15 protein-coding genes and 1 rRNA gene are annotated in these 19,976 nt (G+C 71.9%); 9 read left to right on the top strand and 7 right to left on the bottom strand.

Annotation, left to right across the window (positions count from 1 at the left end):
• A 5S ribosomal RNA gene (gene rrf, locus ACZ5CZ_RS36010) occupies positions 1-92 on the top strand; the annotation flags it as partial.
• 102 nt (positions 93-194) lie between these two features.
• Here rrf and ACZ5CZ_RS36005 read toward each other — a convergent pair.
• From ACZ5CZ_RS36005 to ACZ5CZ_RS35985, 5 genes are read right to left on the bottom strand one after another with little or no spacing between them, the layout of a single operon-like run.
• The gene (locus ACZ5CZ_RS36005; RefSeq protein WP_468948937.1) at positions 195-1,505 is read right to left on the bottom strand and encodes a DUF58 domain-containing protein; all 1,311 of its coding nucleotides are present in this window, start codon (positions 1,503-1,505) and stop codon (positions 195-197) included.
• Positions 1,505-2,494 (bottom strand): AAA family ATPase, encoded by a 990-nt coding sequence (locus tag ACZ5CZ_RS36000; RefSeq protein ID WP_385847374.1) that lies wholly within the window; start codon positions 2,492-2,494, stop codon positions 1,505-1,507. Before ACZ5CZ_RS36000 ends, ACZ5CZ_RS36005 begins: the two co-directional genes overlap by 1 nt.
• On the bottom strand, positions 2,494-3,636 hold the full coding sequence (locus tag ACZ5CZ_RS35995) for a DUF4350 domain-containing protein (RefSeq protein ID WP_468948944.1): 1,143 nt from the start codon (positions 3,634-3,636) through the stop codon (positions 2,494-2,496). Before ACZ5CZ_RS35995 ends, ACZ5CZ_RS36000 begins: the two co-directional genes overlap by 1 nt.
• A gap of 50 nt (positions 3,637-3,686) precedes the next feature.
• Positions 3,687-4,493 (bottom strand): DUF4129 domain-containing protein, encoded by an 807-nt coding sequence (locus ACZ5CZ_RS35990; protein WP_468948935.1) that lies wholly within the window; start codon positions 4,491-4,493, stop codon positions 3,687-3,689.
• 4 nt (positions 4,494-4,497) lie between these two features.
• Positions 4,498-5,865 carry a DUF7847 domain-containing protein gene (locus tag ACZ5CZ_RS35985; protein ID WP_385847315.1) on the bottom strand — a complete coding sequence of 456 codons (1,368 nt, stop codon included), beginning with the start codon at positions 5,863-5,865 and terminating at the stop codon, positions 4,498-4,500.
• Between the two features lie 140 nt (positions 5,866-6,005).
• Here ACZ5CZ_RS35985 and mtnA point away from each other — a divergent pair, with 140 nt between their 5' ends.
• From mtnA to ACZ5CZ_RS35950, 7 genes are all read left to right on the top strand, one after another.
• A complete protein-coding gene (gene mtnA, locus ACZ5CZ_RS35980; protein ID WP_468948933.1) occupies positions 6,006-7,151 on the top strand; it encodes an S-methyl-5-thioribose-1-phosphate isomerase in 1,146 nt (381 codons plus the stop codon).
• A gap of 153 nt (positions 7,152-7,304) precedes the next feature.
• Positions 7,305-7,994 (top strand): two-component system response regulator MtrA, encoded by a 690-nt coding sequence (gene mtrA, locus ACZ5CZ_RS35975; protein WP_385847319.1) that lies wholly within the window; start codon positions 7,305-7,307, stop codon positions 7,992-7,994.
• A 1-nt stretch (position 7,995) separates the two neighbouring features.
• Positions 7,996-10,116, top strand: coding sequence for an MtrAB system histidine kinase MtrB (gene mtrB / locus ACZ5CZ_RS35970; protein WP_468948928.1), 2,121 nt, complete (start codon positions 7,996-7,998; stop codon positions 10,114-10,116).
• On the top strand, positions 10,106-11,944 hold the full coding sequence (locus ACZ5CZ_RS35965) for an LpqB family beta-propeller domain-containing protein (RefSeq protein ID WP_385847321.1): 1,839 nt from the start codon (positions 10,106-10,108) through the stop codon (positions 11,942-11,944). Before mtrB ends, ACZ5CZ_RS35965 begins: the two co-directional genes overlap by 11 nt.
• A gap of 158 nt (positions 11,945-12,102) precedes the next feature.
• Positions 12,103-12,996: a ComF family protein gene (locus tag ACZ5CZ_RS35960; protein WP_468948926.1), complete on the top strand. Its 894-nt coding sequence runs from the start codon at positions 12,103-12,105 to the stop codon at positions 12,994-12,996.
• Positions 12,997-13,307: 311 nt separating this feature from the next.
• Complete coding sequence (hpf, locus tag ACZ5CZ_RS35955) at positions 13,308-14,000, top strand: ribosome hibernation-promoting factor, HPF/YfiA family (protein WP_385847324.1); 693 nt, start codon at positions 13,308-13,310, stop codon at positions 13,998-14,000.
• Positions 14,001-14,202: 202 nt separating this feature from the next.
• Positions 14,203-14,949 carry a response regulator gene (locus ACZ5CZ_RS35950; protein WP_385847326.1) on the top strand — a complete coding sequence of 249 codons (747 nt, stop codon included), beginning with the start codon at positions 14,203-14,205 and terminating at the stop codon, positions 14,947-14,949.
• A gap of 9 nt (positions 14,950-14,958) precedes the next feature.
• Here ACZ5CZ_RS35950 and ACZ5CZ_RS35945 read toward each other — a convergent pair whose 3' ends face one another.
• Positions 14,959-16,134 (bottom strand): winged helix-turn-helix domain-containing protein, encoded by a 1,176-nt coding sequence (locus tag ACZ5CZ_RS35945; RefSeq protein WP_385847327.1) that lies wholly within the window; start codon positions 16,132-16,134, stop codon positions 14,959-14,961.
• A 49-nt stretch (positions 16,135-16,183) separates the two neighbouring features.
• On the bottom strand, positions 16,184-16,756 hold the full coding sequence (locus ACZ5CZ_RS35940; protein WP_385847328.1) for a GNAT family N-acetyltransferase: 573 nt from the start codon (positions 16,754-16,756) through the stop codon (positions 16,184-16,186).
• 253 nt (positions 16,757-17,009) lie between these two features.
• On the opposite strand from ACZ5CZ_RS35940, the gene secA reads away from it, so the two are divergent.
• Positions 17,010-19,820 (top strand): preprotein translocase subunit SecA, encoded by a 2,811-nt coding sequence (gene secA, locus ACZ5CZ_RS35935; protein ID WP_385847329.1) that lies wholly within the window; start codon positions 17,010-17,012, stop codon positions 19,818-19,820.
• The last annotated feature ends 156 nt before the right edge of the window (positions 19,821-19,976 follow it).

The following is a 19,976-nucleotide window of genomic DNA, read 5'->3' as shown; positions in this document are numbered from 1 at the left end:
CGCCCGGTTACATTCCGAACCCGGAAGCTAAGCCTCACAGCGCCGATGGTACTGCAGGGGGGACCCTGTGGGAGAGTAGGACACCGCCGAACAATCATTGGGAAAACCCCCGCACCTTCGGTGCGGGGGTTTTCTGCATTTCAGGGCATTTTCTCCGCGACTCCCCGAAGGGAGGCGGCGAATCCGGAGCTGTTTCAGAGCCGGCCCGCCGCCTTGAGAGCCAGATAGGCATCCGCCAGCGCCGGAGCCAGGTCGGCCGGCGTCGCGTCCACCACCGTCACTGCGTGGCGACGGAGCTTTTCCGCCGTCCGCTGGCGCTCACTCTGTGCCCGGGCCGCGGCCGCCGCCTCGTACACCGCGTCGACGTCGCCCCGCCCCTTGGCCATACGGGCGATATGCGGATCGGCCACTGAGGCGAGCAGCACCGTGTGGCGCTGCGTGAGCTGTGGCAGGACCGGAAGCAGACCCTGTTCGACCGGCGCTGCGTCGAGCGTGGTGAACAGGACGACGAGCGAGCGGCGCGGTGCCGTACGCAGCGCTGTGGCGGTGAGGCCACGGGCGTCCGTCTCCACCAGCTCGGGCTCGAGCGTGGCCATCGCGTCGACCAGGGACGGCAGCAGATCTTTCGTGGAACGGCTCTGCACCGTGGCGCGTACCCGGCGGTCGTAGGCGAGAAGGCCCACGTGGTCGCCGGCCCGGGAGGCGAGCGCCGCGAGGAGCAGTGCCGCGTCCAGGGAGGCGTCGAGGCGTGGAACGTCGTCCACGCGGCCGGCCGAGGTGCGGCCGGTGTCGAGGACGAGAAGGATGTGGCGGTCGCGTTCCGGCCGCCAGGTGCGGACGGCGACCGTGGACTGCCGGGCGGTGGCTCGCCAGTCGATCGAGCGGGTGTCGTCTCCGGGGACGTACTCGCGCAGGCTGTCGAACTCCGTGCCCTCACCGCGTGTCAGAACGCTGGTCCGGCCGTCGAGTTCACGCAATCGGGCGAGTTTCGACGGCAGGTGCTTGCGGCTGGTGAACGGGGGCAGAACCCGTACAGACCAGGGCACTTTGTGGGCGCCCTGGCGGGAGAACAGACCGAGGGGACCGTAGGAGCGGATGGTGACGCGGTCGGCCTGACGGTCGCCGCGGCGGGTGGGGCGCAGCCGGGTCGTCACCCGTCGGCGTTCGCCGGGGGGCACGGTCAGCCGGTGGCGGGATGCCTCGACCTCGCTGCCGGGCTGCCAGCTGCTGGGCGGCCAGGCGTCCCGCAGCTGTGCTCGCAGGGGCCGGCGGGACGGGTTGGTGACCGTGAGGGTGACGTCGGCGGTGTCGCCGAGACGAGCGGAGGTGTCGCCGGAGCGGGTGAGGACGAGGTGTCGTACGGGGGCGGCGAGCGCGTAGTCGCAGGCGCAGGCGAGGGCCAGCGGGCCGTTGACGGCGAGGATGCCCGCCCAGCCGGGCTCCAGGAGGCCGACCGGGAGGGAACCGAGGGCCGCGAGCAGGGCGGCGCGTCCGGTGAGTGCCATCAGCGGGGGACCGGGACGTGCGAGAGGATCGCGTTGATGACGGAGTCCGCCGTCACGCCTTCCATTTCGGCCTCGGGCCGCAGCTGGACGCGGTGGCGCAGGGTGGGCAGGGCGAGGGCCTTGACGTCGTCGGGGATGACGTAGTCGCGGCCGGTCAGCCAGGCCCAGGCGCGGGCGGTGGCGAGGAGGGCGGTCGCGCCGCGCGGGGAGACGCCGAGGGTGAGGGACGGCGATTCGCGGGTGGCGCGGCAGATGTCGACGACGTAGGCGGTGATCTCGGGGGAGACGGTCGTCTTGGCGACCGCCGCACGGGCCGCTTCCAGGTCGGCGGGGCCGGCGACGGGGCGTACTCCGGCCGCCCGCAGGTCGCGGGGGTCGAAGCCGGAGGCGTGCCGGGTGAGGACGTCGATCTCGTCCTGCCGGGAGGGCAGAGGGACCGTCAGTTTGAGCAGGAAGCGGTCGAGTTGGGCTTCGGGGAGGGGGTAGGTGCCCTCGTACTCGACCGGGTTCTGGGTCGCGGCGACCAGGAACGGGTCGGGGAGCGGCCGTGGGGTGCCGTCGACCGTGACCTGGCGTTCCTCCATGGCTTCCAGGAGGGAGGACTGGGTCTTGGGCGGGGTGCGGTTGATCTCGTCCGCGAGGAGGAGGTTGGTGAAGACCGGCCCTTCCTGGAAGGAGAACTCGGCCGTGCGGGTGTCGTAGACGAGGGAGCCGGTGACGTCGCTCGGCATCAGGTCCGGGGTGAACTGGACACGCTTGGTGTCGAGTTCCAGCGCGGATGCGAGGGCGCGGACGAGCAACGTTTTGGCGACTCCGGGGACTCCTTCAAGTAGGACGTGTCCGCGGCAGAGGAGGGCGACGACGAGACCGGTGACGGCGGGGTCCTGGCCGACCACGGCTTTGGCGATCTCGGCGCGCAGGGCTTCCAGGGCGGCCCGGGCGGTGCCCGCGTCTCCGCTCTGCCCGGCGTTGTCAGTGGTCGGGTCCATCATGAACGGCGTACCTCTCTTTCGAGGGCGTCGAGTTGGTCGGTCAGTGCGATGAGGGCCGCGTCGTCGCCGGGCGGCGGTCCGAAGAGGAGGGAGTGCAGGGCCTGGCCGTCACCGGAGAGGTGGGCGGACAGGGCGGGGAGCAAGGCCTCGGGCGTGTGTGCCTGGGCGTGGGGGATGCCGACGAGCGGCGCGAGGCGACCGCGGGTGGCGGAGCGCAGTGCGGAGGCTGCCCGGTCGCGGGCGTTGGCCTGGCGGTAGAGGCGGGCGCGGCCTTCGGCGGTCTCGGAGGCGCGGATCGCGACGGGGAGTTTCTCGGGCACGAGCGGGCCGAAGCGGCGTGCGCGCCAGAAGGCGGCGAAGGCTGCGGCGATGAGGAGTTGCAGGGTCGCCCAGAGCCAGCCGGAGGGGAGCAGGTCGAAGAAGTCCTTCTGGTCGCCGGTGTCGGTGGCCGAGGCGTCGGACAGCGAGGGGAGGTACCAGACCAGATGGGGGCGGGAGCCGAGGAGTTGGAGGGCGAGCGAGGCGTTGCCCTGCTTGTCGAGGCGGTTGTTGAACAGGATGTCGGGCGCGCCGAGCACGACGGTGTCGCCGCTCCCGGAGGCCGCGGGGATGCGCAGCAGGGTGGCGAGGCGCTCGCTGGGGTAGCAGGAGTCGGCGTCGAGGTGGGTGGTGGTGTAGCGGACTCCGCCGGTTTCGGCGGTGCCTGCGCGCCGGGCCTCGGGCAGGGTGCAGCGCGGTGCAAGGGCGGTGTGGAGGCTGTTGGCGGGGTCCGCGGTGACCCCGGGGGCGAGCCGCTCGATGGACCAGCTGCCGGCCGCGACGAGCACGGTGCGCCCTCCGGAGGCCGCGGTGGTGCGGTGCAGCTGGGTCTGCTGACGGCGGGTCAGCAGGTCGGGGTCGGCGACCAGGAGAGTGGTGTCGGGTCCGGCGGCGGCGCGGGCGGCGCTGAGTGTGGTGACCACGCGGGTGGAGACGCCCCGCTCCGCGAGGAGTTGGGCGACGGCGTGGCTGCCGTAGGAGTCGACGGAGCGCGGGTCGAGTTCGCCGTGCCGGGTGGTGGAGCGTATGGCGGCCATGGCGATGGCGGCGGCCAGGATCAGGACCAGGGCGAGTGCGAGGCCGCGGGTGCGGGTCCACATCGCTTTGGCGGTGGGCGCGGTGGAGGTGGTCGGCGGTGCGGTCTGGACGGTCACTGGGCGGCCCCCCGGCCGGTGCTGTGGGCCGTGCTGGTGGCACTGTCGGTGAGGGCGGCCTGGGCGGTGCCGGCGGCGAGGTCGGGCTTGGTGCGTTCGAGGTCGCGGTCGAGTTCGGCGAGGTGGCGGTACGACTGCTCGTTCGTACTGCGTCCGCCGTATGTCACGTCGTCGAAGGTGCGGGCGGCGGCGCGCAGCCGGTCGGCGTGGCCGGGGAGCGGGCGGGCGGCCTCGGCGGCGGCTTCGTCGGCGGTGCGGCCGGGGCGGGCGTCGAGCAGGGCGCGTTCCTCCAGGGAGCGGACGATGGCCCGCATGCGTTCCTGGACGGCCTGGTTCCAGTGGCCCTGGGCCGCGTGCGCCTCGCTCGCGGCGCGATGTTCGGCGGCGCTGCGGGGGCGGTCGTCGAACAGGACGGAGGCGGAGACGGGCCGGCGGTGGGGGGTGCCCAGGCGCCACCACAGGGCGGCGAGGACGGCGACGACGAACGCGATCACGACGACCAGTCCGACGGTGCCTCCCGGGGTGGCCGAGGCGGCGTGGGCGAGCAGCCGGTCCAGCCATGCCCAGAACGCGTTCCAGGCGCGTTCGAGCAGGCCCGGGTCGTTCTGGTGGTACATCCGCTTGGACAGCTCGCGGCGGGCCGCCTCCCGCGCGGGGTCGCGCGGGATGGTGACGGGCGGCTCGTCTCCCGAGCCGCCGGCCGCCAGGACGGCCCGGCCCGCCGCACCGAGCAGGATGTGTACGGCCGTGGCGCCGGCGCCGGGCGGGACCGGCGTCGGCAGCACTCCCCCCGTGAGGCTCACCGCATCAGCTCCCCGGGACGGTGCCGGGTGCGCCGCCGCCGTAGCCCTGGACACCAGCGGCGCGGGCCAGTTCGAGGTCGAGGGCCTCGCGGCGGATGCGCAGGTCGATGTAGAGGAGCACGGTGACGCCGGCGTTGATCGGCAGGGTGAGCATGGCGCCGATCATCGAGCCGATGCCGCTGATGATCAGGAAGGTCCAGCCGATGTGTCCGGTGGTGGTGCCGAGCAGCCCGCTGATGCCGCCGCCGCCCACGGCCGCCCCGAGGAAGACGAAGGGCAGCCCGACGAGCGCCGAGACGATGCTGGCGATGAGTCCGGCGAGCAGCTGGATGCCGAGGACGCGCCACCAGGAGCCGCGGACGAGCTTCGCCGAGCGCGCCATCGACTTCAGGATGCCCTGGCGTTCGAGCATCAGGGCGGGGGAGGCCAGGCAGAAGCGGATCATCAGCCAGAGCAGCACGGCGGACGCGGCGAGCAGGCCCAGGACGAGCAGGGCGCCGCCACCGCCGATGCTGCCGGCGGCCAGCACGAGGATGCCGGGCAGGGTGCAGACGAGGAAGACGCCGATGGCGATGAGGCCGAGCAGGATCAGCAGGCCGAACAGCCGCAGCAGCTGGGGGCGGGCGTCGCGCCAGGCCTCGCCGGCGCTGACCGGTTTGCCGAGGACGGCCCGGCTGGTGACGGTGGTCAGCATGGCGGTGGCGATGATCGTGCCGACGACGGTGATCAGGCTGATGACGCCGGAGCTGATGAAGGCGTCCCGCATGACGCGGAAGACGTCGCCGGGGGTGCTGTCGGGCTTGATGGCCTGGGGGCCGAGGGCGCTGTTCAGGACCAGGCCCTGGACCAGCACCGTGCCGGTGCGGGCGATGAGCGCGACGGTGAGGGAGATTCCGAGGACCGTGCGCCAGTAGGTGCGCATGGTCGACACGGCGCCGTCGAGGATCTCGCCGACTCCGAGCGGGCGCAGCGGGATCACTCCGGGCTTGGCCGCGGGCGGGGGGCCGCCCCAGCCGCCGCCCCAGGCTCCATGGCCGCCGGGGGTGCCGTACCCCCCGCCGTAGCCGCCGGGGCCTCCGCCGTATCCGCCGGGGCCGGTGCCGCCGGGGCCGCCGCCCCAGCCGGGGCCGGGAGGCGGGGGCGGTGGGGCCTGTCCCGGGCCGGGGGCGCCGGTGGGCGCGGACCACTGGCCGGCCGGCGGCTGGTCCTTGGACCACTTCACGCCTGGGCCCTGCGGGTGTGCGCCCGGCTGCGGCGCGGGCTCGGCGGGGCCGGGACGGTCGGCGGGCTCGGCAGGGCCGGGCGCGCCGGGTTCCCGCCCCTCGGACGACGGGGCGGATCCGGGCGAGGCCCAGCCCGGAGTGTCTGTCATCGAAGCTCCTTCTCGGTGCCCGTCCGCGGTCGCGGTGGCAGGTTGGCAGCCATCGTGCCATGGGGTGGTGATCTAGGGACCGGCCGCGGTAGGGGCCGGATGCCTTCCATGGTGCGCCGTATCCGGGGAAGACTGACCGCATGGCTGATCAGCAGGCGCGAACCGGTGGGGACAACAAGCCGAGCGAGATACCGGCGATCCGATGGGAGGAACCACCCGAGGGGCCGGTCGTGGTCCTTCTCGACCAGACGCGGCTCCCGGCGGAAGAGGTCGAGCTGGTGTGCACGGATGCGTCGGCCCTGGTGGAGGCGATCCGTTCGCTGGCGGTGCGCGGTGCGCCGCTGCTCGGGATCGCGGGGGCGTACGGCGTCGCGCTCGCCGCCGCGCGCGGCTTCGACGTGGCCGAGGCGGGCACGGCGCTCGAGAGTGCACGGCCGACCGCGGTGAACCTGTCCGTCGGCGTGCGCCGGGCCCAGGCCGCGCACCAGGCCGAGCTGGTCCGCAGCGGTGATCCCACGGCGGCGGCCGCGGCGGCGCTGGCCGCGGCGCAGGAGCTGCACCGGCAGGACGCGGAGGCCAGTGCCCGGATGGGCGCCCACGGTCTGGCGCTGCTGGACGAGCTGCTGTCGGGCGGCGGGCACCGGATCCTCACCCACTGCAACACGGGGCGGCTGGTGTCCGGCGGGGAGGGCACGGCCTTCGCGGTGGCGCTCGCGGCGCATCGGCAGGGGCGGCTGCGGCGGCTGTGGGTGGATGAGACGCGTCCCCTGCTGCAGGGGGCTCGGCTGACGGCGTACGAGGCGGCCGGCAGCGGTATGGCGTACACCCTGCTCACCGACAACGCGGCGGGTTCGCTGTTCGCGGCGGGGGAGGTGGACGCGGTGCTGGTCGGGGCGGACCGGATCGCGGCCGACGGGTCGGTGGCGAACAAGGTGGGGAGCTATCCGCTCGCCGTGCTCGCGCGCTATCACCATGTGCCGTTCATCGTGGTGGCGCCGCTGACGACGGTCGACCTGGAGACCCCCGACGGGGCGTCCATCGAGGTCGAGCAGCGGGCCGGTTTCGAGGTGACGGAGCTGGTGGCGCCGCAGGTGCCGGTGACGGGGGCGGGCAGCGGGGTGCCGGTGGCGCCGCTGGGGACCCAGGCGTACAACCCGGCGTTCGATGTGACGCCGCCCGAGCTGGTGACGGCCATCGTCACGGAGGCGGGGGTCGTCTCGCCGGTGACGGCCGGGGCCCTGGCGGAGCTGTGCGCGGCGGGCTCCAGGAGGGCGCCGGTGGGCTGACGCGGCGGTGGCGGCGGTGCCGGTCCCGCGGTGTGCGCGGCCGCCGTGGGGCCGGGTGGGAGGGGCGGGGCAGACAGTGACGGTTCCCTACGACTATCGTCACGGGCCAGTGACCTCGCTCACCAGCGCCTCTGTCACTGTTACGAGAATGGGATGATGTCGTTTATGAAGGGACGAGTCCTTGTCGTCGACGACGACACCGCACTGGCCGAGATGCTCGGGATCGTGCTGCGTGGTGAGGGTTTTGAGCCGTCTTTCGTAGCCGACGGCGACAAGGCGCTGGCTGCTTTCCGTGAGACCAAGCCCGACCTGGTGCTGCTCGACCTGATGCTGCCGGGCCGGGACGGTATCGAGGTCTGCCGGCTGATCCGCGCCGAGTCCGGCGTGCCGATCGTGATGCTCACGGCCAAGAGCGACACCGTGGATGTGGTCGTGGGCCTGGAGTCCGGTGCCGACGACTACATCGTCAAGCCGTTCAAGCCGAAGGAGCTGGTGGCGCGGATCCGGGCGCGGCTGCGCAGGTCCGAGGAGCCGGCGCCGGAGCAGCTCACCATCGGGGACCTGGTCATCGATGTGGCCGGGCACTCGGTGAAGCGGGACGGGCAGTCGATCGCGCTGACCCCGCTGGAGTTCGACCTGCTGGTGGCGCTCGCGCGCAAGCCGTGGCAGGTGTTCACGCGTGAGGTGCTGCTGGAGCAGGTGTGGGGCTACCGGCATGCCGCCGACACCCGCCTGGTGAACGTTCATGTGCAGCGGCTGCGGTCCAAGGTCGAGAGGGACCCGGAGCGGCCGGAGATCGTGGTGACCGTCCGTGGTGTCGGTTACAAGGCCGGACCGAGCTGACATGTCCGGGGACAGTGCCGCTTCGGCCCCCGGCAGGTCCGGGGCCCGTCCGGGGCGGCCTGTCGGCCCGGCGGCGGTGGTTGCGCGTTTCAGGCGTCTCTTCGAGGGCGGACTGCTCCAGGGCGGGTTCCAGGGCAGCCCGGTCCTGCGGCTCTTCCTGCGCTGGGTGCACCGACCGCTGCTGCCGGTGATGCGGCTGTGGCGGCGCAACATCCAGCTCAGGGTCGTGGCGACGACGCTGCTGATGTCGCTGGGTGTCGTACTGCTGCTCGGCTTCGTGGTGATCGGGCAGGTGCGCAACGGCCTGCTGGACGCCAAGGTGAAGGCCTCGCAGAGCCAGGCCACGGGCGGGTTCGCGGTGGCCCGGCAGAAGGCCGACGAGGCGGCCGGCGGAACCGCGGCCGGCACGGCCGCGGGGACCGCCACGGGTGACGACACCCCCAGCACGGACGGGCGGCAGTCGCAGAGCGTCATTCCGTGGATGAGCGACCTCGTGGACTCGCTGTCCAGCGGCGGCGCCGGTGCCTTCGACGTGGTGACGCTGCCCGTCGGCGACGACAGCGGTGGCGGGCGCAGCCCGCGCGGTTCGGGTTACGTCAACCCGACCTCCAGCATTCCCGCCGCCCTGCGCGAGCGGGTCAACAACGGCATGACGGCCGCGCAGAGCTACACCCGGATCATCTACTCCAACGGCAAGGAGTCGCAGCCGGCGCTGGTCATCGGCAAGCAGGTCAACGACCCGAACGGGCGCCCGTACGAGCTGTACTACCTCTTCCCGCTCACGCAGGAGGAGAAGTCCCTGAGCCTGGTCAAGGGGACCCTCGCGACGGCCGGGCTGTTCGTCGTCGTCCTGCTGGGCGCGATCGCCTGGCTGGTGGTGCGGCAGGTCGTGACGCCGGTGCGGATGGCGGCCGGGATCGCGGAGCGGCTGTCCGCCGGGCGGCTCCAGGAACGGATGAAGGTCACCGGCGAGGACGACATCGCGCGCCTGGGCGAGGCCTTCAACAAGATGGCGCAGAACCTCCAGGTGAAGATCAACCAGCTGGAGGACCTGTCGCGGATGCAGCGCCGGTTCGTCTCCGACGTCTCGCACGAGCTGCGGACGCCGCTGACGACCGTGCGGATGGCGGCCGATGTCATCCACGAGGCACGGGAGGACTTCGACCCGGTGACCGCGCGGTCCGCGGAGCTGCTCGCCGACCAGCTGGACCGCTTCGAGTCGCTGCTCGCGGACCTGCTGGAGATCAGCCGGTTCGACGCGGGCGCGGCGGCCCTGGAGGCCGAGCCGATCGACCTCAGGGAGGTCGTCCGGCGGGTGGTCAGCGGCGCCGAGCCGCTCGCAGAGCGCAAGGGCACCCGGATACGCGTGCTCGGGGATCAGCAGCCCGTCGTCGCCGAGGCCGACGCCCGGCGCGTGGAGCGCGTGCTGCGCAACCTGGTCGTGAACGCCGTCGAGCACGGCGAGGGCAAGGACGTTGTCGTCAAGCTGGCCGCCGCCGGTGGCGCGGTCGCCGTCGCGGTGCGCGACTACGGCGTAGGGCTCAAGCCGGGCGAGGCGACCCGGGTGTTCAGCCGCTTCTGGCGGGCGGATCCGGCACGCGCGCGTACCACCGGTGGCACGGGCCTCGGGCTGTCGATCGCCCTGGAGGACGCCCGGCTGCACGGCGGCTGGCTCCAGGCCTGGGGCGAGCCGGGCGGAGGCTCGCAGTTCCGGCTGACCCTGCCCAGGACGGCGGACGAGCCGCTGCGGGGCTCTCCGATACCGCTGGAGCCCAAGGACTCGCGCCGTAACCGCGGCATCGACGACTCCGGTGCGCGCCGGGGCGGGGAGGAGAAGCGGGCGACGGTTCCGGTGCAGCAGGGGTGCGCTCAGGGCCCCGCGCTGCCGCCGCGCTCCTCGATCGCGCCGCGGCTGGCGGCCGGCACCCCCGCCGTGGACCCGACCGCGATGCCCGCTCAGGGCAATGGCACGCGCGTGGTGCCCCGGCCCGCCGGTGGCGTCCGGCGCCCGGAGGAGCGGCGTGCCGACGGGCCGGCCGACGACGGTGCCCGTGCGGCCGGGCCGGAGGCGGCCCGGGCCGAGGACTCGACCGAGCCAGGGGAGGCATTTCGTGGGCGCTGACCGCGAGGGGGGCGCCCGGCGGAAGCCGTGGCGCGCGGTGGCGTACGCCGCCCTGGGGGGCGTACTGCTGGCCGGATGCGCCTCGATGCCCGACAGCGGGGATCTGCGGGACGTGGAGTCCACGCCGCAGCAGGACACCGGCGTCCGCGTGTTCGCCATGCCGCCCGCCGACGGCGCCGGCCCCGGGGAGATCATGCAGGGCTTCCTGGAGGCCCTGACCAGCGATGATCCGTCGTACGACACGGCCCGCAAGTACCTGACGGACGCCGCGGCGCGCACCTGGCGGCCGGAGCGCTCGACCACGGTGCTCGCGAACGGCCCGAGCATCGAGACCGAGTGCCGCCCGGACGACCGGCAGGACGCGGGCAGCGAGACCTGTGTGCTGGCCGGCAGCAAGGTCGCCACCGTCGACGCGCGGCAGGCGTACCAGCCCGCCGGCGGTTCGTACCGCAAGTTCCTGCACTTGGCGAAGGACGCCAAGACCGGGCAGTGGCGCATCGACCGGCTGCCGGACGGCGTCGTCATGGGCAAGTCGGACTTCCAGCGCAACTACACGCCGGTCGACAAGTACTACTTCGCCTCCGACACGGTGGTCGGGGCGACCGGGGAGCCGGTGGCCGTCGCCGACCCGGTGTTCGTGCGCAGCAAGGTGGACCCGATGACGCAGATGGTCCGCTCGCTGCTCCGCGGGCCCACCAGCTGGCTGCGTCCGGTGGTCAGGTCCAGCTTCCCGACCGGTACGGCGTTGCAGAAGGACGTGTCGGGACTGACGCCGGACGACCAGAACAGGCTGACGGTGCCGCTGAACCTCAAGGCGTCCCGGATCGGCACGGCCAAGTGCACCGAGATGGCGACCCAGATCCTGTTCACCCTGCGGAACCTCACGCCGACCCTGGAGTCCGTCGAACTCGACGGGGCCGACGGCCGGCGGATGTGCGACCTGTCCGAGGAGCGCGCCGAGGCCGCCGCCTGGCACGGTTCCAGCAAGCGCCCCGAGTATCTGTACTACCTCGACGGCAGACACCGGCTGGTGCGGATGCCGACCGGGAGCACGGGCACGGTCGAACCGGCCGCGGTGCCGGGACCGTTCGGCGTGGGCGACGTCAAGGGGCTCCAGTCGGTGGCCGTGTCGCGGGACGAGCACAGCGCGGCCGGCATCGCGGGCGACGGCAGGTCGCTGTACGTGACCTCGCTGGCGTCGGGCGGTTCGCTCGGGGACGCGGTGGTGACCAGCAACGGCGCGGACCCGGCCGACCGGCTGACCACCCCGAGCTGGGACGCCCGCGGCGATCTGTGGGTCGCCGACCGCGATCCGCAGCGCAAGCGGCTGCTGGTCGTGCCGCAGGGGGCCACCAAGGCGGAGGAGGTCGCCGTCCCGGATCTGTCCGGTGCGATCAGGGACGCCCGGGTGGCCGCGGACGGGGCCCGGATCGCCCTGGTCGTGGCGAGGGGCGACAAGCAGTACCTGCTCATCGGCCGTATCCAGCGGGACGACGGGACCGGGCAGGGCACCTCGGTGGTCGAACTGCGCTCGGCCGCTCCCGACCTGGAGCAGGTCAGCGCGATGACCTGGGCGGGCGACAGCAGGCTGCTGGTCGTCGGCCGGGAGTCGGGCGGAGTGCAGCAGATGCGGTACGTCCAGGTGGACGGCTCCACGCTGGACGGGCCGGCGCCCGGTGCGCTCACCGGCGTCAAGGCGGTCGCCGCGTCCGAGGACGACCGGGTGCCGCTGGTGGCCTACTCGGAGGACGGCATCGTCCGGCTGCCCTCGGGTGCGCAGTGGCAGAAGGTGGACAAGGACGGGACGGCGCCGGTCTATCCGGGCTGACGGCGGTCGGTCGGGGGCACTGCATGTCCCCGCCCGTCCCCGTGCATCCCCGCCCGTCCCCCGTGCGAGTGAGGGACGGCCTCGGGGACGCCGAGTTGTCCACAGGGCGTTGTCCACAGGGGTGGCGGGCCGGCTCGGGCCTCGGCACAGTGGTGGGCATGCGGAGGTGGTGGCAGGACCTCACCGACCTGGTGCTGCCGACCGACTGCGCGGGGTGCGGCGCACCTCGTACGGTCCTGTGCGCGCGGTGCCGGACCGCACTGCACGGGAGCGTGCCGCGGCGGGTGCGGCCGGAGCCGGAGCCGGCCTGGCTGCCGGTGGTGCACGCGGCGGCGCCGTACGCGGCGGACGTGCGGGCGGCTCTGCTCGCTCACAAGGAGCGGGGCGCGCTGGCGCTCGTGGGAGCGCTGGGCACGGCGCTGGCGGGCGCCGTGCGGGCAGGGCTCGGCGGCGGGGTGCCGGATGCCCGTCCGGTGCTGCTCGTCCCCGTCCCCTCCGCCCGGCGGGCCGTGCGGGCGCGGGGGCACGATCCGGTACGCCGGATGGCGCTGGCGGCCGCGGGGGAGCTGCGGCGCGGTGGTACACCGGCGCGGGTGGTCGGCGTGCTGCGCCAGCGGCGCGCCGTGGCGGACCAGGCGGAGCTGGACGCCCGGCGGCGTCTGGAGAACCTGGCGGGGGCGCTGGAGGTGACGGCGGGCGGTGCCCGGCTCCTCGCCGCGGGCCGGGTGGTGCTCGTCGACGACCTGATCACGACCGGTGCCACGCTCGCCGAGGCGGCCCGTGCCGTGCGCGAGGCGCTCGGCCGGTCCGGCGTCATTCCGCCCGGTGAGGGCGGTACGGGGGGGAACTCGGGGGGAAGTGGGATGAACACGGTCGTGTACGCCGCCGTAACTCGGGAAGGAAGGGGGGAACGACGGATCGGCGTCCGGACGGAGCGAGGTAAGTGGGTGCAGGCTGCACCGGAAAAGGCGGTGGTGAACGCCCTCCGGACGGATCTCCGTGCGGCGGTGATCGCCGCTCCTCGGGATTCTTTCGAAATAAACAGGAACTGACCGTGGACCTGCATCGTTGCAGGTAGTGAGAGGGGCAATTCACCTGAACGGAGGTACGTAGCGGTAGAGGGTGACGACATCCGTCCGGGCGAGATATGTTCGGTTGTGAGGAAAGGCGCAGGCCACACCTCGCATATCGGAATGCCGTGCTGCGGGCTTTCCGCAATCACCCGCACCGGTGGGGTGCAGATCTCGCCCCTGGGGGAGGAGGAGGTGTAAGTCACCGAGTCCGAGGCCCGGTGCTCACCGGGCCTGGTGCAAAAGGGAGATGCTCCGCCGAGCGGCGGAGCGATCCGGGAACGGAGTTCTGCGTGGACATCGTCGTCAAAGGCCGCAAGACCGAGGTGCCCGAGCGGTTCCGCAAGCACGTGGCCGAGAAGCTGAAGCTGGAGAAGATCCAGAGGCTCGATGCCAAGGTGATCAGCCTCGACGTCGAGGTGTCCAAAGAGCCCAACCCCCGTCAGGCCGACCGCTGTGACCGAGTGGAGATCACGCTCCGCTCCCGCGGCCCGGTGATCAGGGCGGAGGCAGCGGCCAGCGATCCGTACGCGGCACTCGATCTGGCGGCGGAGAAGCTGGACGCCCGGCTGCGCAAGCAGCACGACAAGCGCTTCTCGCGACGCGGCGCGCAGCGGATCTCGGCGGCCGAGGTCCCCGACCACGTCCCCGGCGCGGCCACCCTCAACGGCAATGGCCTGCCCGCCCATGACGAGGAGACCGAGGGGGTGCCGACCAAGAAGATCGGCTCGCTCGAGGTCACCGGTGAGGGCCCGCTCGTCGTGCGCGAGAAGACCCACGTCGCCGCCCCGATGAGCCTCGACCAGGCGCTCTACGAGATGGAACTGGTCGGCCACGACTTCTATCTGTTCGTCGACTCCGAGACCAAGCAGCCGAGCGTCGTCTACCGGCGCCACGCCTACGACTACGGCGTGATCCACCTGAACACGGACGAGATGGTCGCCGAGGCGCAGGCCCCGGCGGCGGGGGGCACGCTGGGCGGCTGATCCGCCCGGCCGACGCCGATCCGGTGCCCCTGGAGCGCGTGTGCGCCCCCAGGGGCACCGGTGTGCGACCACTTCGCGCCCGGCATGTCACCTCCGTGTCGCCCGGGCATGGAATCATGGCCGCACGGCCCAACGGGTGGGCCACTGCCTTGGATTGGCGATGGCACAGAACCACAGGCCACAGCCTTCAGGGGGAGGAACGATGGCGGACACCTTCGGACCGATGCGGGACGAGGACGCCGACGACGATGTCATCGGCATGGGCTCCGATGCGGGCTCCGTACGCAAGGAGCCGATCAGAGTCCTGGTCGTGGACGACCACGCCCTCTTCCGGCGCGGCCTGGAGATCGTGCTCGCCGCCGAGGAGGACATCCAGGTCGTCGGCGAGGCGGGCGACGGGGCCGAGGCCGTCGACAAGGCCGCCGATCTGCTGCCCGACATCGTGCTGATGGACGTCCGCATGCCCAAGCGCGGCGGGATCGAGGCCTGCACCTCCATCAAGGAGGTCGCCCCCAGCGCGAAGATCATCATGCTGACGATCAGCGACGAGGAGGCCGACCTCTACGACGCGATCAAGGCCGGAGCGACCGGATATCTCCTCAAGGAGATCTCGACCGACGAGGTGGCGACCGCGATTCGCGCGGTGGCCGACGGACAGTCGCAGATCAGCCCGTCGATGGCGTCGAAACTGCTCACCGAGTTCAAGTCGATGATCCAGCGCACCGACGAGCGGCGGCTGGTCCCGGCGCCCCGGCTGACGGACCGTGAGCTGGAGGTGCTCAAGCTCGTCGCCACCGGGATGAACAACCGGGACATCGCCAAGGAGCTGTTCATCTCCGAGAACACCGTGAAGAACCACGTCCGCAACATCCTGGAGAAGCTTCAGCTGCACTCCAGGATGGAGGCCGTGGTCTACGCGATGCGGGAGAAGATCCTGGAGATCCGGTAGTCCGGTTTCTCAGCCGAGGGCGCGGGCCAGTTCCCGGGTCAGCGGGGCGCGCAGCGCGGGGTCGCCGACCAGTTCGACCCGGACGTCCGTGCAGTTCACCCAGCTCGCCGCCTCGACCAGGGCCTGGGCGACCGCCGGGACCGCCTTCGCGTTCTCCAGGGTGACCTGTTTCGCCACCAGCGTGCTGCCCTCGCGGGCCGGGTCGACACGCCCGACCAGCCGGCCGCCCGCCAGCACCGGCATCGCGAAGTAGCCGTGCACCCGCTTCTGCCGGGGGACGTACGCCTCCAGGCGATGGGTGAAGCCGAAGATCCGCTCCGTCCGCGCCCGCTCCCAGATCAGTGAGTCGAACGGTGACAGCAGGGTGGTGCGGTGGCGGCCGCGCGGCGGGGTCGCCAGCGCCGCGGGATCCGCCCACGCCGGACGCCCCCAGCCCTCCACCTCCACCGGGACCAGACCCGAGTCGGCGATCACCGCGTCCACCTGCTCGCCCTTGAGCCGGTGATAGTCGGCGATGTCCGCGCGGGTGCCGACGCCGAGGGACTCACCGGCCAGCCGGACCAGACGGCGCAGGCACTCGGCGTCGTCCAGCCCGTCGTGCAGCAGCGACTGCGGGACCGCGCGCTCGGCGAGGTCGTACACCCGCTTCCAGCCGCGCCGCTCCACGCACACCACCTCGCCGTACATCAGCGCGCGCTCCACGGCGACCTTGGTGCCGGACCAGTCCCACCACTCGCTGGTCCTCTTGGCGCCGCCCAGCTCCGTCGCGGTGAGCGGGCCCTCGGCGCGCAGCTGCTCGATGACCTGGTCGTAGGCGCCGTCGGGCAGCGCGTGGTGCCAGTGCGGGCGGGAGCGGTACGCGCGGCGGCGGAAGGCGAAGTACGGCCACTCCTCGATGGGCAGCAGGCAGGCCGCGTGCGACCAGTACTCGAAGGCGTGCGTGTCCTTCCAGTACGCGGCCTCGACCGTCTTGCGGCCGACCGCTCCCAGGCGGGCGTACGGCACGAGTTCATGGGAGCGGGCGAGGACGGAGATGGTGTCGAGCTGCACCGCGCCGAGATGGCGCAGCACCCCGCGGACACCGGCCCGCCGGTCGGGCGCGCCGAGGAAGCCCTGGGCCCGCAGGGCGATACGGCGGGCGTCGTCCGCGGTGAGCGTGATGGTCGGGCGCGGAAGGGTCGTCATGTGCCGGACGATAGAGGGAGCCACTGACAATCCCGCGTGAGCTGCTGTTTCACCGCTCGCGCGCGGGCAGGTACGGCGCGGTGGAAGGCAGGCCCAGGTCCGAGGGGAGCAGGGAACCGACCCAGCAGTCCCGGCGTACGCCCTTGTTGTTGACGGCCGAGCGCAGGATGCCCTCGATGGTGAAACCGGCCCGTTCGGCCACCGCGCGGGAGGCGGTGTTGCCGACCTCGGCGCGCCACTCCACACGGTCGACGCCCACCTCGGTGAAGATCCACCGGCAGGCGGTGAGCGCGGCCTCGGTGGTGTAGCCGCGGCCGCGGTGCTCCTTGGCGGCCCAGAAACCGATCTCGGCCGTGCCCAGGGTGCGCATGGTGAGGGCGAGCATGCCGGTCAGGTCGCCGCCGGGCAGGAAGACGCCGAAGGTGAACATCGAGCCCTGCGACCAGCCGTCGGGAACCAGCTGCTCGGTGAAGCTCAGGGCGTGTTCCGGCAGGTAGGGCGACGGGACCGTGGTCCAGCGCTGGATGTCCGGGTCCTGTACGGCCGCGAAGACGGCGTCGGTGTCGGCCGGGCCGACGGTGCGCAGGCGCAGCCGGTCCGTGGTGAGCGTGACGGGTTCCATCGGCCGATTCTGCGCGACCCACCCGCGCGCGGGCCATTCGATTCAGCGATCCGTGAGCACGTGATCACATTTCGCACAATTCCTCGCGCCGATGCGGCACTATCCGGATGCGCCGTCCGTTGTCCTGGGTGAAGCAGCCGTCGGGCGCCAGGCCTCCCGGCACGGCGCGGTCCTCGCATACGATGGCCGTTGCTCAGTACGTCACATGGAAAACCGACCGTCCCAGGCCCGACCGGCAAGGAGACCAGCCCCCGTGTCCGTCCTCTCGAAGATCATGCGTGCAGGCGAAGGCAAGATCCTGCGCAAGCTGCACCGCATCGCGGACCAGGTCAACTCCATCGAAGAGGACTTCGTGAACCTCTCCGACGCCGAGCTGCGGGCCCTCACCGAGGAGTACAAGCAGCGCTACGCCGACGGTGAGAGCCTTGACGACCTGCTCCCCGAGGCGTTCGCCACGGTCCGTGAGGCGGCCAAGCGCGTCCTCGGCCAGCGCCATTACGACGTGCAGCTGATGGGCGGCGCCGCGCTCCACCTGGGGTACGTGGCCGAGATGAAGACCGGTGAGGGCAAGACCCTCGTCGGCACGCTGCCCGCGTATCTGAACGCCCTGTCCGGCGACGGCGTCCACCTCATCACGGTCAACGACTACCTGGCCGAGCGCGACTCCGAGATGATGGGCCGCGTCCACAAGTTCCTGGGCCTGAGCGTCGGCTGCATTCTCGCCAACATGACGCCGGCCCAGCGCCGCGAGCAGTACGCGTGCGACATCACCTACGGCACGAACAACGAGTTCGGCTTCGACTACCTGCGCGACAACATGGCGTGGTCGAAGGACGAGCTGGTGCAGCGCGGCCACAACTTCGCCATTGTCGACGAGGTCGACTCCATCCTCATCGACGAGGCCCGTACGCCGCTGATCATCTCCGGCCCGGCCGACCAGGCCACCAAGTGGTACGGCGACTTCGCCAAGCTGGTCACGCGGCTGAAGAAGGGCGAGGCGGGCAACCCGCTCAAGGGCATCGAGGAGACCGGCGACTACGACGTCGACGAGAAGAAGCGCACGGTCGCCATCCACGAGTCCGGTGTCAGCAAGGTCGAGGACTGGCTGGGCATCGACAACCTCTACGAGTCGGTGAACACGCCGCTGGTGGGTTACCTGAACAACGCCATCAAGGCCAAGGAACTCTTCAAGAAGGACAAGGACTACGTCGTCATCGACGGCGAGGTCATGATCGTCGACGAGCACACCGGCCGTATCCTCGCCGGCCGCCGCTACAACGAGGGCATGCACCAGGCGATCGAGGCGAAGGAAGGGGTGGACATCAAGGACGAGAACCAGACCCTCGCCACGATCACCCTCCAGAACTTCTTCCGCCTCTACTCCAAGCTCTCCGGCATGACCGGTACGGCGATGACCGAGGCCGCCGAGTTCCACCAGATCTACAAGCTCGGCGTGGTCCCCATCCCGACCAACCGGCCGATGGTCCGCCTGGACCAGTCGGACCTGATCTACCGCACCGAGGTCGCCAAGTTCGAGGCGGTCGTCGACGACATCGCGGAGAAGCACGAGAAGGGCCAGCCGATCCTCGTCGGCACCACCTCCGTCGAGAAGTCGGAGTACCTCTCGCAGCAGCTCAGCAAGCGCGGCATCCAGCACGAGGTGCTGAACGCCAAGCACCACGAGCGCGAGGCGTCGATCGTCGCCCAGGCCGGTCGCAAGGGCGCGGTCACCGTGGCCACCAACATGGCCGGCCGTGGTACGGACATCAAGCTCGGCGGCAACCCCGAGGACCTCGCCGAGGCGGAGCTGCGCCAGCGCGGCCTCGACCCCGAGGAGCACATCGAGGAGTGGGCCGCGGCGCTGCCGGCCGCGCTGGAGCGGGCCGAGGCGGCCGTCAAGGCCGAGAAGGAAGAGGTCGAGAGCCTCGGCGGCCTCTACGTCCTCGGCACCGAGCGGCACGAGTCGCGGCGCATCGACAACCAGCTGCGCGGTCGCTCCGGCCGTCAGGGCGACCCGGGCGAGTCCCGCTTCTACCTGTCCCTCGGCGACGACCTGATGCGCCTGTTCAAGGCCCAGATGGTCGAGCGCGTGATGTCCATGGCGAACGTGCCGGACGACGTGCCGATCGAGAACAAGATGGTCACCCGCGCGATCGCGTCCGCGCAGTCGCAGGTCGAGCAGCAGAACTTCGAGACGCGTAAGAACGTCCTGAAGTACGACGAGGTCCTCAACCGGCAGCGCGAGGTCATCTACGGCGAGCGGCGCCGCGTCCTGGAGGGCGAGGACCTGCACGAGCAGGTGCAGCACTTCATGGACGACACGATCGACGCCTACGTCCAGGCCGAGACCGCCGAGGGCTTCCCGGAGGACTGGGACCTCGACCGGCTGTGGGGTGCCTTCAAGCAGCTGTACCCGGTGAAGGTCACCATCGAGGAGCTGGAGGAGGCCGCCGGTGACCGCGCCGGCCTGACCGCCGAGTTCATCTCCGAGTCCATCAAGGACGACATCCACGAGCAGTACGAGGCGCGCGAGGCGCAGCTCGGCTCCGAGATCATGCGTGAGCTGGAGCGGCGGGTCGTGCTGTCGGTCCTCGACCGCAAGTGGCGTGAGCACCTCTACGAGATGGACTACCTCCAGGAGGGCATCGGCCTGCGCGCGATGGCCCAGAAGGACCCGCTGATCGAGTACCAGCGCGAGGGCTTCGACATGTTCACCGCGATGATGGACGGCATCAAGGAGGAGTCCGTCGGCTACCTGTTCAACCTGGAGGTCCAGGTCGAGCAGCAGGTCGAGGAGGTGCCGGTCGAGGAGGCCGAGCCGGTCGGTGAGGGCGTCCAGGACACGGTGCCGGCGCAGGCCGGTGCCCGCCCGGAGATCCGCGCCAAGGGCCTCGATGTGCCCCAGCGGCGTGATCTGCACTTCTCGGCGCCGACGGTGGACGGCGAGGGCGGCATCGTGGAGCGGGACCTGGAGGAGGACGAGCCGGTGCGCTCCGAGGCCGACGGCCTCACCCGCGCCGAGCGGCGCAAGCAGGCCAAGGGCGGGCGTCGCCGTAAGAAGTAGCGGCATCGTGCGGCTCCTCGAGAGCTGAGAGTCGGGCAGGGCCGGGTTCCTTCGGGAATCCGGCCCGCTTGCGTTCCGCGCCGGGGGCACGGGGGTCAGTCGGTCTCGCCCCGGGACGCGTCGGGGTCAGCCGTCCGAGCGCGGGCGCGACCCGGG

Source organism: Streptomyces sp. NPDC031418 (assembly GCF_055581605.1).
Note: the sequence above shows the minus strand (reverse complement) of the source record. Positions and strands in the feature narration are given on the sequence as shown.

Bases quoted from the DNA above. Each gene is read 5' to 3' on its own strand.
- ACZ5CZ_RS35995 (WP_468948944.1), bottom strand. From the start codon at position 3,636: ATGTGGACCCGCACCCGCGGCCTCGCACTCGCCCTGGTCCTGATCCTG.
- ACZ5CZ_RS35960 (WP_468948926.1), top strand. From the start codon at position 12,103: ATGCGGAGGTGGTGGCAGGACCTCACCGACCTGGTGCTGCCGACCGAC.
- mtrA (WP_385847319.1), top strand. From the start codon at position 7,305: ATGATGTCGTTTATGAAGGGACGAGTCCTTGTCGTCGACGACGACACC.
- ACZ5CZ_RS36005 (WP_468948937.1), bottom strand. From the start codon at position 1,505: ATGGCACTCACCGGACGCGCCGCCCTGCTCGCGGCCCTCGGTTCCCTC.
- ACZ5CZ_RS36000 (WP_385847374.1), bottom strand. From the start codon at position 2,494: ATGGACCCGACCACTGACAACGCCGGGCAGAGCGGAGACGCGGGCACC.
- mtnA (WP_468948933.1), top strand. From the start codon at position 6,006: ATGGCTGATCAGCAGGCGCGAACCGGTGGGGACAACAAGCCGAGCGAG.
- ACZ5CZ_RS35950 (WP_385847326.1), top strand. From the start codon at position 14,203: ATGGCGGACACCTTCGGACCGATGCGGGACGAGGACGCCGACGACGAT.
- mtrB (WP_468948928.1), top strand. From the start codon at position 7,996: ATGTCCGGGGACAGTGCCGCTTCGGCCCCCGGCAGGTCCGGGGCCCGT.
- ACZ5CZ_RS35945 (WP_385847327.1), bottom strand. From the start codon at position 16,134: ATGACGACCCTTCCGCGCCCGACCATCACGCTCACCGCGGACGACGCC.
- ACZ5CZ_RS35985 (WP_385847315.1), bottom strand. From the start codon at position 5,865: ATGACAGACACTCCGGGCTGGGCCTCGCCCGGATCCGCCCCGTCGTCC.
- ACZ5CZ_RS35940 (WP_385847328.1), bottom strand. From the start codon at position 16,756: ATGGAACCCGTCACGCTCACCACGGACCGGCTGCGCCTGCGCACCGTC.